Origin of the sequence: Paenibacillus solani (assembly GCF_050475945.1) — a bacterium.
Classification (GTDB): Bacteria; Bacillota; Bacilli; order Paenibacillales; family Paenibacillaceae; genus Paenibacillus_AQ; species Paenibacillus_AQ solani_A.
In genome coordinates, this window is record NZ_JBCMXJ010000010.1 from 118,498 (window position 1) to 134,048 (window position 15,551).

Annotated in this window: 11 protein-coding genes; 8 read left to right on the plus strand and 3 right to left on the minus strand. The window is 43.8% G+C overall.

Going from position 1 to position 15,551, the window contains the following annotated elements:
* The first annotated feature begins 297 nt into the window (after positions 1-297).
* Positions 298-3,129 (plus strand): hypothetical protein, encoded by a 2,832-nt coding sequence (locus tag ABEQ74_RS11670; protein WP_430122352.1) that lies wholly within the window; start codon positions 298-300, stop codon positions 3,127-3,129.
* 702 nt (positions 3,130-3,831) lie between these two features.
* Complete coding sequence (locus tag ABEQ74_RS11675; protein WP_430122564.1) at positions 3,832-5,178, plus strand: lytic polysaccharide monooxygenase; 1,347 nt, start codon at positions 3,832-3,834, stop codon at positions 5,176-5,178.
* Positions 5,179-5,264: 86 nt separating this feature from the next.
* Here the strand turns inward: ABEQ74_RS11675 and ABEQ74_RS11680 are convergent, their stop codons facing one another.
* Positions 5,265-6,575: an amidohydrolase family protein gene (locus tag ABEQ74_RS11680; protein ID WP_430122353.1), complete on the minus strand. Its 1,311-nt coding sequence runs from the start codon at positions 6,573-6,575 to the stop codon at positions 5,265-5,267.
* 161 nt (positions 6,576-6,736) lie between these two features.
* On the opposite strand from ABEQ74_RS11680, the gene ABEQ74_RS11685 reads away from it, so the two are divergent.
* From ABEQ74_RS11685 to ABEQ74_RS11695, 3 genes are all read left to right on the plus strand, one after another.
* Positions 6,737-7,165, plus strand: a complete 429-nt coding sequence (locus tag ABEQ74_RS11685; protein WP_430122354.1) for a MarR family winged helix-turn-helix transcriptional regulator — start codon at positions 6,737-6,739, stop codon at positions 7,163-7,165.
* Positions 7,166-7,857: 692 nt separating this feature from the next.
* Positions 7,858-8,496, plus strand: coding sequence for a L,D-transpeptidase family protein (locus ABEQ74_RS11690; protein ID WP_430122565.1), 639 nt, complete (start codon positions 7,858-7,860; stop codon positions 8,494-8,496).
* A gap of 323 nt (positions 8,497-8,819) precedes the next feature.
* Positions 8,820-9,878: an alpha/beta hydrolase gene (locus tag ABEQ74_RS11695; RefSeq protein ID WP_430122355.1), complete on the plus strand. Its 1,059-nt coding sequence runs from the start codon at positions 8,820-8,822 to the stop codon at positions 9,876-9,878.
* 150 nt (positions 9,879-10,028) lie between these two features.
* Here the strand turns inward: ABEQ74_RS11695 and ABEQ74_RS11700 are convergent, their stop codons facing one another.
* On the minus strand, positions 10,029-10,835 hold the full coding sequence (locus ABEQ74_RS11700) for an aminoglycoside N(3)-acetyltransferase (RefSeq protein ID WP_430122356.1): 807 nt from the start codon (positions 10,833-10,835) through the stop codon (positions 10,029-10,031).
* Positions 10,836-11,084: 249 nt separating this feature from the next.
* Positions 11,085-12,158, minus strand: coding sequence for a ribosome small subunit-dependent GTPase A (rsgA, locus tag ABEQ74_RS11705; protein WP_430122357.1), 1,074 nt, complete (start codon positions 12,156-12,158; stop codon positions 11,085-11,087).
* 833 nt (positions 12,159-12,991) lie between these two features.
* On the opposite strand from rsgA, the gene ABEQ74_RS11710 reads away from it, so the two are divergent.
* The 3 genes from ABEQ74_RS11710 to ABEQ74_RS11720 all read left to right on the plus strand — a co-directional run bounded on the left by ABEQ74_RS11710 (position 12,992) and on the right by ABEQ74_RS11720 (position 15,450).
* Complete coding sequence (locus tag ABEQ74_RS11710) at positions 12,992-13,558, plus strand: helix-turn-helix domain-containing protein (RefSeq protein WP_430122358.1); 567 nt, start codon at positions 12,992-12,994, stop codon at positions 13,556-13,558.
* A gap of 219 nt (positions 13,559-13,777) precedes the next feature.
* Positions 13,778-15,010 carry a CynX/NimT family MFS transporter gene (locus ABEQ74_RS11715; RefSeq protein ID WP_430122359.1) on the plus strand — a complete coding sequence of 411 codons (1,233 nt, stop codon included), beginning with the start codon at positions 13,778-13,780 and terminating at the stop codon, positions 15,008-15,010.
* A 5-nt stretch (positions 15,011-15,015) separates the two neighbouring features.
* A complete protein-coding gene (locus ABEQ74_RS11720) occupies positions 15,016-15,450 on the plus strand; it encodes a universal stress protein (RefSeq protein ID WP_430122360.1) in 435 nt (144 codons plus the stop codon).
* Positions 15,451-15,551: the final 101 nt, after the last annotated feature.

Sequence of the window (15,551 nt, forward strand, 5' to 3'; positions counted from 1 at the left end):
AAAAATGAAAAAGACGTTGATCATTGGGCCTGATCGAACACAATCATTGAACGAATTGTTATGTATCTATTCATGCTATATTTTGGTTGAAAATTCAAGTTATTAACACTAATTAAGCTTATGTCCACTTCAGTAATGAAGCTTTAAACAATTTGATACGTGAAAAGAAAGATATACCGCACGTTAAATACATGTATTTTACTTGTATACGAAAGAGAGGGTGTGATAAGATGATAACGATTTCTGAAAGCGCTTACCCAAATTGCAAGAAAATTTAACCGCAAAGGAGAGAGTTTAGTGAGAAGCAAGTGGAGGAGTCGGGTTGCTGTAGTAGTAACGGCTATCATGATGTTCGCAAGTGTTGAGTGGGCAATAGCAAAAACGTATGCAGATGATAATTCGACCAACGTATTGGTCAACGGCGGCTTTGAGATTTCGGAAGAAGATGGTCGTCTACCGGGCTGGCAGCCTGATGAAGATGCAACTGCCCTGATCATAAGTGAGTCCGTTTTTGAGGAGGGGCAGCGAAGTCTTCAGGTGGAACGCCTGATGCCCACAGCAGGCTCCGGAGCGGTGAGTGACGCCTACGCAGCACAGCCATTTGGTAATGTCATTATGACAGCAAAGGTGCTTTCAGAGGAAGGCAAAGGCGGCAAAGCCGACCTCAGGTTTTATGATGCAGACGGTAAGCTTGTCTCTGTAGTCAGCGGCCTGGTCGGTGAACCCTTGGGCAAATGGCAAAGTTTAAGGGTGGCTGCCGCCGCACCTAAAAATGCAGTAGAGGTCAGGGCAGCCTTCTATTTTAATAGCGATCAGACAGGCAGGTATTTCGTTGACAACGTAGCATTGGAAACGCAAAATTCCTCGCCGCATTTAACGAATTTAGGGCCGCAATCTTCGAGTCTAACTCTGATGACCGCTGCTTTCGGTAAAGACAGGGATGGGCGGGATGCCTTATTTACAGTCGCTCAGGGCGATCCGGCACAATTCATCGTGATGGATGTAGAAACGAAAGAAGTGAAGGCAACCCATCCTTTAGTTGCACTTGACGGGAGCAGCGTATCTGCAGCATGGGCAATTGTGACAGCTTCCGACGGAAAGGTATACATTGGCAGCACGCCGAACGGAACCTTGTTTCAATATGATCCGATGGAGGATAAGCTGCGCGCCATTGGAAAACCGGTTCCTACCGATACTGTCATCTGGACGCTTGTAGCCGGAGAAGATGGCAAAGTGTATGGAGGAACAGGATATTCCCAAACGCTGTTTGAATATGATCCCGTAACTGACCAGACTCGTATCCTTAAATCCTTCAAGTCCTCATCCAAAGAAGCTCACATCCGCAGCCTTGCTTACGATTCCGATCGCCAAGTGATCTATGTAGGGGGAGCCGATGTAGCAAAGCTTTATCAATACGATCTCGCTAGTGGTACATCCATAACGCTTAATCCGCCTGAATTTAACGGCATGACTTCGGTTTACGATCTCCAGTATGCAGGAGGTAAATTATTCGTGCGTGTGGATCCGGGACCTGTCATGTTTGTGTATGACCCCGATTCTGCAAGCTGGATCATAAATAAAAATACGGCCTATAATACCCGGGGATTTTCACCGTTATCGCCTGATGGCAAACAAGTATTCTACACTTATTACGAGACCCTTCCTGGAGGTGCGCAGCAGTGGTCTCTCTATTCATACGATGTGAGTACGGGGGTTTATGGCTCGCTGGGTGTGGATGTTAAGGGAGCGGGTGTCGCTTTTGGTTATGTACAGCTTGACCAGTCAAAGCATCCGGGCTGGACATTGGTCGGGTTGGCTGGGAATAGCGGAAGAGCATTCTATTATAATTTGGAGACCGGTTTGATTGAGACCCCGGAGCTTCCTTTTCCGCCACAGTTTGTAGAATTGTTTAACATCGGGAAGAGCACAGACGGGCAAATGTTGTCTTCGGGCTTCATTTCAGGCGGGGGGATGGGAATTTACTCACCGACACGCAATGAAACCAAGCACTATCCTCAGATCGGCCAAGTCGAGGGGTTCGGCTCCTTGAACGGAAAAATGTATTTTGGCGTTTATCCTAAAGCCACTATCTTTGAATACGATCCGGCCAAACCATGGAATCGAACAGACCCATCGGAACCAAATAATCCGCTACGGCTTGACCAGCTGGGTTACGATCAAGACCGGCCTGTCGCCATGCTCGGAGTCCCAGAACAAAACCTGTTATACATCGGGTCCTATCCGATTGCAGGCAAAACAGGCGGGGCTCTAACAATCTACAATCCCGTTACTAGGAAGTTCGATGTGAAGCGGGACATTATTGCAGGACATTCGATCAATTCATTGCTCTATAAAAATGGAAAGCTATTTATGGGTACAGGCGCGATGACCGGTGGAGAAGCAAAGCTCGCCATTTACGATACAGCTTCGGGCCGAGTAGAACTTGAACAGGTACCTGTTCCGGGCAAAAAAGCAGTAACCTCTTTAATATGGGGCCCGGATGGCAACATATGGGGGATGGCGCTCGGGGCACTGTTCATCTATGATCCGGACCGTCAGGAGGTTATTTACAGCGACGATTTGTTTCCTACCGCCGATTATGCCCACAGCAATCCCCACTTGACCGTTGGCTCCGACGGCAATGTTTACGGAACCATTTTTACCGGCTATGTTGCTGACCAAACGTACACGAGTAAAATGTTTAAGATCGACGCAGCGAGCAAAACGCTGTCCATTTTGCTGGAGAGCAATGCAGAGAAGTTAGCACAGGACGACTTTGGCAACTTATATTTCAAATATGGCAGCGAGCTGATGAAATACAGCGATCCGAATTTAGTGGTACAGATAGACAAAATACAGCTTAAGGCGGCCGAGTCGCTTCAGCTCCACCCTGGAGATAAAGTCGATTATTCCTACGAAGTCTTCCTTGAGAAAGGAAGAACAACTAAGGAGTTATCCGGCGCGAGCATTGAATATATAAGCAGCCGTCCGGATAAGGCGGAGATCGATCCAAGCGGAGAGATTATCGCCAAGCATCCGGGCCAAGCCGAGCTGTCGATCCGAATTACATTAAACGGGGTCACGGTTGAATCCAACAAACTCAAGGTGAAAATAACCGGCCCTTATTAAAACTATTAAGAAATATAGCATTAAGAGACCGTTGTCTTTGACAACGGCTCTTTATTTTATGATACAGTGATCCATTATACTGGGAAAAAGAAATCAGATAAAATACACTCTTGACAAGAAATGGTTATTATTTAATAATAAATACAACCAATTACTGGTAACATTTCATTCGTCTCTACTGGGCCATACTTTAACTTCACTCAGTTTTTGACACTCCGTTAAACACGACTCCATTGTGACCAATCCCTGTAATACCTTTCTATATAGATTCCTCCACATTAAGACATGATCCCATACCCCTCAATGCTTTACTCATAAGCTTGGTTCCGACCTCTAAATCATTGCGCGCTATGAATGTTAGTAATCATCAGCAGTTTACATAGCTGCTTCATTATAGTAGAGCAGAGTTGCTCACGTTTATTTTAATTTCCCCTTCCCGCGAAGATTTCAAACCGGCTTGTTTACGCTTCCCAGAAATGCAATTAGGTATGGTTATTCCTGACTTTGTAAGAGTATATAAGCTCCTTAGGAGTTTGTATAAATCGGCTTAAAAAGGAGCGGATGCCCACACGTTAACGGTTGTGCACAGCATTGGTAGGATCATATTCAAGAGAGGAGGCAGTTCTAAAGAATGCGCAAAGATGGTGTCGGAAAATGAAAGGTTTATCATGACCAAACCAAATAATGGGAGGTAATGTGATGATGTTTCAAACCCGTTCGGATTCCAGTTTCACCCTGCGTTTAATGATGATTGGCGGCGGACTTCTGCTCGTATTCGCTTGTATGTTTGCGTTTTCAAAAAACGTATCGGCCCACGGATATATTAATGATCCGGCCAGCCGCGCGATCCAGTGTAAAAACGGATTGAATACCAACTGTGGCCCGATCATCTACGAACCTCAAAGCCTCGAGGGGCCGAAGGGCTTTCCTGCTGCCGGGCCGCCTGATGGCAAAATCGCCAGCGCCGGTCTTGCCGGCTTCTCTCAGCTTGATCAGCAATCAGCCACACGCTGGAACAAGGTTAATATGACCAGCGGCACCAACAACTTTACTTGGATTTTTACTGCTCGTCATGCCACGACAAGCTACCGTTACTTCATCACCAAGCCGGATTGGAATCCTAATGCACCGTTAACACGTGCCCAATTTGATCTGACTCCGTTCTGTACGATCAACGGGAATGGCCAGCAGCCGCCAGCAACGTTAACTCACACTTGTAACGTGCCGCAAAGAGACGGCTACAATGTTATCCTCGGCGTATGGGATATCGCGGATACTCAAAATGCTTGGTACATCGTCATTGATGCTCAATTCGGTGCTGGCGACAACGTTCCGCCTACGGCTCCGACTAATTTGGCCGTCAGCAACGTCGGCACAACAACGGCCACGCTGACTTGGGGAGCCTCGACAGACAACAAAGCCGTCGCGGGTTATGAAGTGTACAACGGCAGCAATGTCATTGCCACTACGACAGCTAATCAGACGAGCGCCAATCTCACCAATCTATTGGCAGGCACGTCTTATAACTTAGCGGTGAAGGCGTTTGATACTTCCGGCAATCGGTCGCAGAGCAGCAATAGTGTCCAGTTTACGACTGCGCAGTTACCGGTTGACGTGACACCACCGACCAATCCGACCGGCCTGCATGTAATGGGAACGCCGACATCGACGTCAGTTACGTTGATGTGGAATGCATCCACAGATGATTCCGGCGTCGCTGGTTACCGGATTTACAACGGTAGCACGGTGATCGCTACCGTCACTGGAACGGCAACCGAGAAGGAAGTTACCGGTTTGTCGCCGAACTCGCAATATACGTTCACGGTTCGCGCTTTCGACTCGTCCAACAACGAATCGGGCGATAGCAATGCTGTCACCGTGACAACGCCTGACGGTCCGAGTGCAACGCCATGGGCGCCAAATACCGCTTATACGGCCAATACACTCGTATCCTATAACGGCAAGGTATACAAATGCATCCAGAACCATACCTCCTTGCCGGGTTGGGAGCCTAGCAACGTGCCTGCGCTCTGGCAGCTACAACCATAAACGAAGGCTTTAGAAGAACAGGAAGCCCGCCGCTTGCAAAGAGCGTCGGGCTTCTTTTTCATGGTAGATTCGGAGACCGAATCGGATTAACTGAGTTGCTGCGAACCATTGAACCACACAGATTTGATCGACAAGGAATCCGAAATAGTAGTGATCGGGTCACCGTCTACGAGGATAAGATCAGCGCGCGCACCTTCGGTAATACGGCCGCGATCATGAAGACCAAAAGAGCGGGCCGATTTGGAAGTAGCCGACTGAAGAGCTTCGATCGGAGTGAATCCGGCCTTCACCAGCAGCTGCATTTCGTGGTGGACACTGGCCCCATGGGCAAGACCGCCAAGGTTCGGAACGGGAACTGGCGCGACATCCGTCCCTACCAGAATATCAACTCCGGCACGGTGAAGGTCCATCACATTCTTAAAGCTGTTCTCCATATTGCCTTGCGGGTACGTATTGAAGCTTGAGTTCAAAATATCAATCCAATCCGGACTTAACTTGGAATGAACACGAGGATCATTCGCCAATTCCGATGCTGAGTTTCCAATAATTGATGAATTCAACACCAGGCACGGTGTAACAAAAGCGCCTGAATCCGCTATGGATTTCACTAACTCGGGCGTGTAATCGGGTCTGTCGATAAACAAATGACCCAACCCGTCGACTCCAAAATCGATGGCTTCTTGCGATGAACGAGCCGTCAAGACGTGGGCGATGACCAACTTATTGAACTTGTGGGCTTCTGTCACAGCTGTTTTTAGAATCTCGTCGCTTAGTACAGGCAGGCCAGGTGCACCCATAACCGTTCCTTCTTCAATCATGATCTTAATATAGTCGGCACCATTCTCCACTTGGGTATGCACATGTTTAATCGCTTCTTCCACCGTTGTCACTTGCGGTATTTCTTCGTGATCGTGGGCGTATGCGGCCAACATCGCTTCACGGTCTTCCTCCGATAACTTCTCTAGTTCCTTTAATACGAATTCCGGTATTTCATCTCCATCCGGCAGTAATTCATCCGGGTGTCCGCCCGGGGCAGTGATGGCTGTGCCAGCAGAACGGACGTCTGCGACGTCATTCACATTTTTCAACTGAATCTCGCGCCCTCGTTTAGTAAAATCGCCGTTCATTTCGAGTTCTGTTGTAACCCCGAATTTTAAGGCATCTCGTAATCCGCCGATTGAGGTGTGCACATGTGCATCAATCAGACCAGGCATTAGAGTCCCATTTTCTCCATCGATAATTGTTGCATCGGCTGGAATGTCTCCGCCAATTGAAAAAATGGACTCCCCTTTAATGATAATATGTCTGGGCGCAATAATTTGATCTCCATCAAAGATACGTACATTTGTAATCGCCGTAACTTGTTTTAACGCAGCATTTTGAGTTATATTCTCCATTTGAATTCCTCCCAGGTGTTTGTTATTCAACAATTCGGAGTATAACTGTTAGGTTCCTAACTGTCAACAAACTAATATTTCTTTGACAATCCTATAGGATCACTGTATAGTTTAATTACTTACAATTAGGTTTCTAACAATTAGAGGGAAGGGGGATGGTTATGCAATCCCGAAAGGATACGCCTTATCTGGATTTGTTTCAGATTATCGGTCTTAAGTTAAAGAAAAGAGCGGACGAGAGTATAAAAGAACTGGGGTTAAACGCTCAACAAGGAAAAGTAATTGAATATATCTACGAGAACCAAAATAATCAAATTATTCAAAAGGACCTTGCAGACCGGTTTCACTTACGAGGGGCCAGCATTACGAGCATGCTTCAAGTTTTAGAGCAAAAAGGGTTCATCGAACGTAAAATACCAGCCAATAATGAACGGCAAAAAAATATATATGTATTGCCAAAAGGAATTGAACTGATCGAAGACTTTCAAGACTCATTCCAAATGGTGGAGGAAGATATCGTTCAAGTTCTTACCGACGAGGAGAAACAAGTCTTAAAGAAATTATTGCTTAAAATCAATGAACGCATCTAGAGAAGACGATTCCCTACATTAAAAGCCGCATAAATTGCGGTTTTTTTGTTTTATGTATGATTCATACTTTTTCTCTTGATTCGTATATTACAAAGTTGGTGTATACCTAATTATAATCTGCAGCATTATCTATTAAGATTACGTTAACCTAATTGAAGGGAGTATTTTGCAAAGGATTTAAACATACTTAATGAGAAGATAAATGAAGCCACCGATCTATCAAACTTTTCGCAAATTCGAACTTATTTTAGACCTTATTTCACTGACTCATTTATAAATAAAATTATTTACAGTAAAGGGATTAATAATAACGCCTTACTAACAAAAAAAGCCGATATCACTTACAACAGCACCACAGTGGCAAGAATGCATCAATCTACCTATTTAGAAAGTGGTCCTGTCAACCTCAAGCTTGTTGATCGTTATGTGTTCTATAAATCTGTTGATGGCAAATGGAAGGTAGACGATGTGAATGTGGGCACACAAATTATTGAACCATAATACGAATTAACAGTTCATTAAGAAGCTGAATCCAGAATATATCTTATTGATGATCTGGAAATACAAGGAGAAAATCAACAAATTAAACTGTATAAAATAGCGTCATTGATTAAATATTAAAGATGTTTGATCAATATGAAATAACATGGTGAAAACACATGATACTAACTAATCAAAAATTAATTCTTATCATGTTGTCAATGCTAGGAGTATTTCATTTAACTACTCCTGCCTTGCCGATTATACATGATAAGAGCAATCTTGAGATTGCAATTTACCCTGAACGTCACAAATTAATTGTACGAGAACATGGGCAAGTAATTAAGACCTACTCTGTAGCAGTTGGCAATCCGTCAACACCAACTCCAGTTGGAGATTTTAGAGTTGAATATAAGGGAACCAATTGGGGGCCCTCATTTGGCCCACGCTGGATAGGATTAAATGTACCGTGGGGCAATTTTGGAATTCACGGTACGAATAAGCCCTATTCAATAGGGCAACATCTTAGCCATGGTTGCATCCGAATGCATAATAAGGATGTCATTGAACTGTACGAATTAATTCCGATTGGAACCAAAGTAACGATATACGGTCATGTACTTGGAGAAAATGATCAAAATCCGAGGGATTTAGCTGAAGGGGATGTTGGTGGAGATGTGCAGCTTATTCAATCCCGACTAAAAAGCGCAGGATATTACAACGGGGAATCTGACGGGAAGTTCCGCTTCAATACAACCGAGTCACTTAAGAAGTACCAGAGAGATCATCACCTTATTCCAAATGGTGTTGTTTCTAGAAAGGTATATGAAGAGTTAGGCTTGATTGAATAGATGAGAACCAAGCAAAGAAAACAAATCACAAGCCTCTTCAAAATATTGCATCTATATCGAAAGACTTTGTAAGTCGCATTATATGCGGCTTTTTTGTTTTAAGCATATAAGTTTCTGTTATAATCAATTACATAATTGAGTAGATGATTATATCTATTGTCTGGTGCCATTGAACCCTATTAAGCTAACTGGCAGGATGGTACATACATATAGTAAAATATTCTGATCAGTGTATTCCGTATCTCATTCATAATTAAAGAAACTTGAAACGTCATAAGCATTATTTTTCAAAATCGAGTACAAAAAGAAAGAGTTGAATTAAGTTGAAAAGAAAAGCCATGCATCTTATTGCACTACTTTGTATAGTGGTAATATTTTTACCTTCCGTTGTATTTGCTGAAGATAAAAATGAAACAAGCATTATTGTAGCAACTGGAAAAGATGTACCTACAGGTGGCATTCTAGGGAGTCTTCCAGAGAAATACCCTGCTAATGCTGTTGAGTTTGTTACGCAAGATGGAGTTAAATTAACGGGTTATGTATTAGGTAATAGTAATAAAGGTATCACACTAGGTCATGAAAATGGATGGATGGTTGATAGTTGGCTTCCTTTTGCAGAAAGACTTGTAAACGAAGGTTATATGGTGATTCTTTGGGCATTTAGAAATGATGAACCTTCTGATTCGGTATCTGGAGAAGGAACTTATCGTAGAGATTTAGATGTACTGGCTGCTGCCCAAGTTTTAAGAGAACGAGGAGCAACTAAAATCTTGGCTATGGGAGCATCCATTGGAGGTACTTCTACAGCTGTCGCTGCGCCAAACATACCGGAATTAGTAGGTTTGGGGATATTATCTTCACCACGACAATTTGGTGTTAACCCAGCAATAAGCGCGTTGGAGTGTGTTAAGAAGATTGATGTACCCACTTTTTTCGCTGTAGCAGAGAAAGATCCTACCGGAAATTATTATGATGAAGTAAAAGCTCTTTATGAAGCATCTGCCTCAAAACAAAAGCAGTTTAATGTAACCCATAGTAGTGAACATGGTACAGATATGTTATCTGAAGAGGGGAGATATTCCAAGCGTTCCAAGGATTCGACGGTTAAACAACAACAAGAGCGTATAGCATTAGCCGACAAACTGCTGGTTTTTGTAAATGATTCCTTTGGTCAAACAACTAGTACAGATGATGAAAGTAATGAAGCCTCTAAGAATACAGCAGACAATGTTGATAGTAATAAATCCCCTAACAATACATCAGACGCTGTTTATAAGAACAAATCAGAGAAGACAGCATTTATGAATCCTACAATCATTGGAGTCGGAATATTATTTTTACTTGTTGTCGTAGCCATCATCATTGTTAAAAAGAAGAAGTAGGGTATCAATCTTACCGAAGTCATAGGTAGCTGTTCTTATTAAGCTAACGGGCAGGATAATGGAAGTTTTCTGAGTAGAAATTCAAAGATGCGAAGGCATATGCAGAGATCTCGCCAAGGTGGCGCCCTCCGTATATGCCTTTTCCAATCTTTACACCCGGTTGCGCTCCATCCATGCGGTTGCCCAGTCAACCAGCTGTCTTTGGCGTATCAACCGGACAAACGCGTTTCCTACCTGATGCACAGTGATACGATGTTCCTGCTCGAACTCGGCCCCCAGCCGGTTAAAGTCTCCATCATCAACAGCTTGCGTCGAATAGGCCACCCACCTACGCTCCCCGTCAATAATCATGGCGCTGCTTTCATCCGCATATGTCTTTCCGGGAAAATCGGCCCTGGTCTCCGCAAGATGGAGTGAGGTATTCTTGTCGTGACCGACACCGATGAGTAGTACATAACCATCCAGTTCGTACAGCTTGTCGAGAGGGGAGCCTTGGCCAAAAATATGACTCAAATCATGGTTTTCCGTTAAATATTCAGCATGCTTGCCGAGGGCCGCGAAAGACCTTGCCGGATGATCGGAGCGCCTCGCTCCTGGCCATGTCCTGAGCATCTCGGCGATGACACCCATCCCGATCGCCGGGGTGACCGATTTATCGTAAGCGGGCCATTGCTCCCGGATAATCGGCCACCAAGCTTCTTCAGCATCCCAATGAACGCCGGTCGTTGGATCAAGATTTTTCCACGTTTGCGCCGGCATCATCACCGTCCCTTGCTCTCCAATGAGCGTGAGCAGCGCGTGGATGAACGTTTCCGCTCCTCCAACGACATAACCGAGGCTTTTCAAAGAAGTATGAACGATTAAGGTCTGTCCTGCTGATACCCCACACCGTCCGAGCTGTTCGATGAGGTCTTGTCTCGTTAAAATCATTCGCGGCTGTTTTGCTTGTTCCTCCATGTGTTCCCCTCCCGATATGACAACATAAAAAAACAACCCCGCTGCATGAGCGGGGTTGTTACTGGCTGCTCGCCAGAAAAGCATAGCCCTTATGTTGTAGAATGTAGTTCCTTCCCGAATTATACATAGAAGGTCTGAATTATACAATGAGTCTTATGAAGACGGCTGTTATGCTTCAGAAACGAATTCGCTACAATAAAAGTTAGTTGAACAAGACAAAAAGATAGCCTTTACGATATCTGCTGCCTATCATTTTTTCCATCCTCCGTTTTTCTTCGTTTGCTTACTCCGCATGGCGGTCATTTTGTTTCGAGCTCTCTTGTCGATGAGGTAGTTCGTTTTATCTTGGACATACTTATTCTCATCCTGCTGAGCCACATAATGCTCCCACCGTTCACGCGGCAATGAACCTTCGGCAAGCGCGGCGAGAACAGCACAGCCCGGCTCGGCCTGATGACGGCAATCTGTAAATCGACATTGCGGGAACCACTTCTCAACATCGGTAAAGCTTGCACGTATGCCTTCGTCGGCATCAATAAGCCCAAGCTCACGCATACCCGGTGTATCGATGACCATCGAACCGGAGGGGAGCATAAAAAGTTGACGGTGTGTTGTCGTATGCCGCCCCCGGCTGTCGACCTCCCGAATCTCCTGAACCCTCATTACGTCTTGTTCCATCAACGCATTGAGCAGTGACGATTTACCGACGCCGGACATGCCGAGAAATACGGCTGTTTTACCAGGCATCAAGTAGGGATTGAGTTCATTAAGCCCCATGCCTGTATGACTGCTGATCGCATGAACCGGCACATCAGAGATGTTTTTTGTAACTTCTGCGAGTGAGAGATAAGGATCTTCAACAAGATCAGCCTTGGTCAGAATGACGACCGGCTGACCGCCACTCTGCCTGGCTTGTGTCAGATACCGCATGATACGGGTCACATTGAAATCCCCATTCAGAGAAGAGAGGATAAACACATAGTCAAAATTGGTTGCAACAACTTGTTCCCTTACGGTTTTGGCATAGCCTACGGCATGCCCAGAGTAATCCGCGCGTGAGAACTTGGAACGGCGGGGTAGAACCGTAACGATGAGAGAATCTCCGCTCTCGTTATATTGCAGCAAGACAAAATCACCTACGCATGGAAAGTCTACGCGCGTTTCCGCGCTGTAATAGAACATCCCTCTGAGTACCGCCATTACTTCGCCGAGCTCAGTCATAACCGTGAAGCGTTCCCGTCGAAGCTCCGTCACCCTGCCGGGCAATAATCCCTCAGGAATTGCTTCTATTTCTGTGTAGCCATAATTTTTTAAATCCATCATGATTTTTTTGTGAGCTCCTTTTAATGTTGTTTTTTGGACGCAAAAATGCCACGGACAAGCAGCCTCTAAAGAAGCTGCTGTCGCGCGGCATCAGGACGCAAAAAAGATACGACCTTCATCGTATCCTGCAAACAGCAGTATTCACGAAAGGTTACTTTGAGTGGCATACCGAATAATACGGGCATTTTCCCGCTTTTTTTCACATATGCCTGCTATTCAGTTTTAAGACCAAACCACCATATAAGTAGTTGCCATTAAAACACATCTCCCTTCGTGTCAGGAACTTGCTTATCGCTAAGCTTTCTATAAAATAACCTATTTTGGTAAAAAAATCAATGCCTTACAGCACTGTTTGTGTTAAAGATGGTAAATCAGAGATCGCGATACAACGGAGCCTTTCACACATTCTTATATTAAGAATGGCTGAGTTCTAAAAAAGGGCAATCACATAATTACCATAACCGGGATTGTGTTCTGATGTAAAATAGTAAATTAACTCAATATCATATGAATGTTAACGGGATACATAAAAAAGCCGCAATCGCGACTAGAATTAACAGAAACATTAGATGCATATAAGGCTGCTGAAGCATTCACACTCACATACCTGGCTATAGATAGGCTAAGAGAAGAGTCTCTTATCATATATTGTATTGTCAAAATTGAAAAACCCTTATTTGTGTAGTAGACTTTTTAGACCAACGGTCAGATTAGTTACGTAGACGGCAGAATTTTGCATGGAGTGTGATCCACGACCAAATACTAATCGTATGGAAAAGAGTCTGGATAAACAATATACTAGCTATAAAGTTATTTCTTGAGGTGAGTATCAATTGGATGAAGTCAATGATTCAAAACAAATTGTATTACAATTAGGCGCTGCCTTGAAAAAGTACAGAAAAGAAAAAAACATGAGCTTAGACGACTTAGCGGAAATAACGGGCGTAAGCAAACTTACTCTGGGGAATATCGAACGTGGCGAAACAAATCCAACCTTGGCGATTATATGGAAAATTTCAAAAGGTATGTCTTTACCGTTATTTGCTCTGTTCAAATCAGAAGAACCTGTTACTTTGTATCGAGCAGGCGAGGGATTGCGGTTTTCTAATGAGCAAAAAAATTGGATCATTGAACCAGTCTTTAAAAACGCAAGCGAGGATATTGAAATGTGTCGGGCTTACTTACAACCAAATAGCTCGTATCACCCTGAAGGTCATCATGTGAATACAACAGAAATTGCGACAGTAATGACTGGATCCATTGAGATTCAAGTCAATGGTGAGATTTACACATTAAATCAATATGATACGATCAGTTTTCGTGCAGATTGTCCTCACTCTTATACCAATCATACGAATCGCGAAACAGTGCTCCATATATCCTTAAAGTATGGTTTCTAAAAGTCGAAATTCCACTTATTAAATACAACTCCGAATTCCGTGACGGAAATGCAGAGTTGTATTTTTGTTTTTAGATGAGTGTTTGTATGTTACAAAATACTTCTTGTTAAAAATAATATAGTATACTATACTTTTATTGTTCGCGCGGATGTTATTGCATAGTTTTTCAATCAGCAGGAAAGAAATAATACGTCTGAAATCAAGAAGGAGAAATGAAGAATGCCGAACAAACACATTAAAAAAGCCGTACCATCCTCTATAGGGCTGATCATTCTCGGCATTATTGTTATTGCAGCTAATTTACGTAGTCCCTTAACCTCAGTCGGTCCTTTAGTGAGTCTCATAAGGGATGACGTTCATATTTCAAATACATTAGCAGGTTTGATCACAACGGTACCCTTGCTTGCCTTTGCTTTATTATCGCCTTTAGTACCAAAATTAGGACGAAGATATGGGGTTGAACGTATCATAATGATCGCCCTGATCCTTCTGACGGTTGGTATTGTAATACGATCTATATCTGGCGCAGCCAATCTGTTTATTGGGACAGCAATTCTTGGATTCGCAATCGCCGTATGTAATGTATTATTGCCAAGTATAATCAAAAGGGATTTCCCAAATAACATTGGCTCCATGACTGGTGTTTACTCCATTTCAATGAATTTATGTGGAGCAATCGCATCGGGAATCAGTGTACCGCTAGCCGTGAACGCAGGCCTAAAATGGCAGGGAGCATTGGGAATATGGGGGATACTAAGCTTTGTATCGATCCTCTGTTGGTTACCCCAATTAAGAAATCAAACGAAACAAACAGCCACGACGAGTCAACAGATGGCCAGCAAAGATGTGAATGTTTGGCGATCCCCGCTTGCTTGGCAAGTAACCTTGTTTATGGGTATACAATCCATGGTTTTCTATGTGTTGGTCGCATGGTTGCCTGAAATTTTAAAGCAGCAAGGAATTGACTCCAGCCAATCAGGATGGTACCTCTCGTTCATGCAGTTATCTATGCTTCCATTTACCTTTATTGTTCCCGTTATTGCTGGGCGTATGTCTAGCCAACGCTTGTTAGTGGTCATCACAACCATTTTATTTTTGACGGGAACGCTCGGACTTCTTTACGGAAGCTCCAGTATCATTCTATTGTGGATTATACTGCTTGGAATTGGTGGAGGCTTCGCCTTTAGTTTATCTATGATGTTTTTCGGGTTGCGTACTGAAAATGCACATCAAGCAGCAGAACTATCTGGCATGGCGCAATCAATCGGATATCTACTTGCCGCAATCGGTCCTGCCCTCATAGGATATCTGCATGATGCAACAAATAGTTGGAACCTGCCACTATTCATTCTGCTTGGTGCTTCGGTTTTACTCTTTTTAGTCGGTATAGGAGCAGCAAGAAACCGTTTTGTAGGTAGCCGAAATAGTTACGAGCTACCACGGAAAGGATGATAAATATGTTTGATAAAATTATTGTGGCCATTGATAAAGCTGAAATAACGAATAAACTCCTCGATGCAACCGTTGAAATAGCCCGAAACAAACAAACTCAAGTTACCTTGGTTAATGTCAGCCAGGATTATGTCTCGAATGGTATGACATATGTACCAGAGAATTTCTTAGAAGAAATATTGAACGAGATGGAGAAGGAGAGTTTGGAACAGTTGCAACAAGCCAAATCCAAATTAGAAAAATCTGCGGGGATTTACCCGAAAACAGTTCACCTTAAGGGAGATCCTGCACATGAAATTTTAAAATATGCAAGGGATACCGAGCAGCAACTCATTATTATTGGAAGCCGTGGGCTAAGCGGCATAAAAGAAATGATGCTTGGAAGTGTCAGCCACAAGGTTTCACAGCTATCAAAATGCCCAGTCCTCATTGTCCATTAGCTACTTCGGGAACTGCAGAGATGATACATTGTTATACTAGCGGAGTAGGTCTCAGCACAATAAAGACAAGCAGGCAGCCGGTTCATAACGATCGGCTGCTT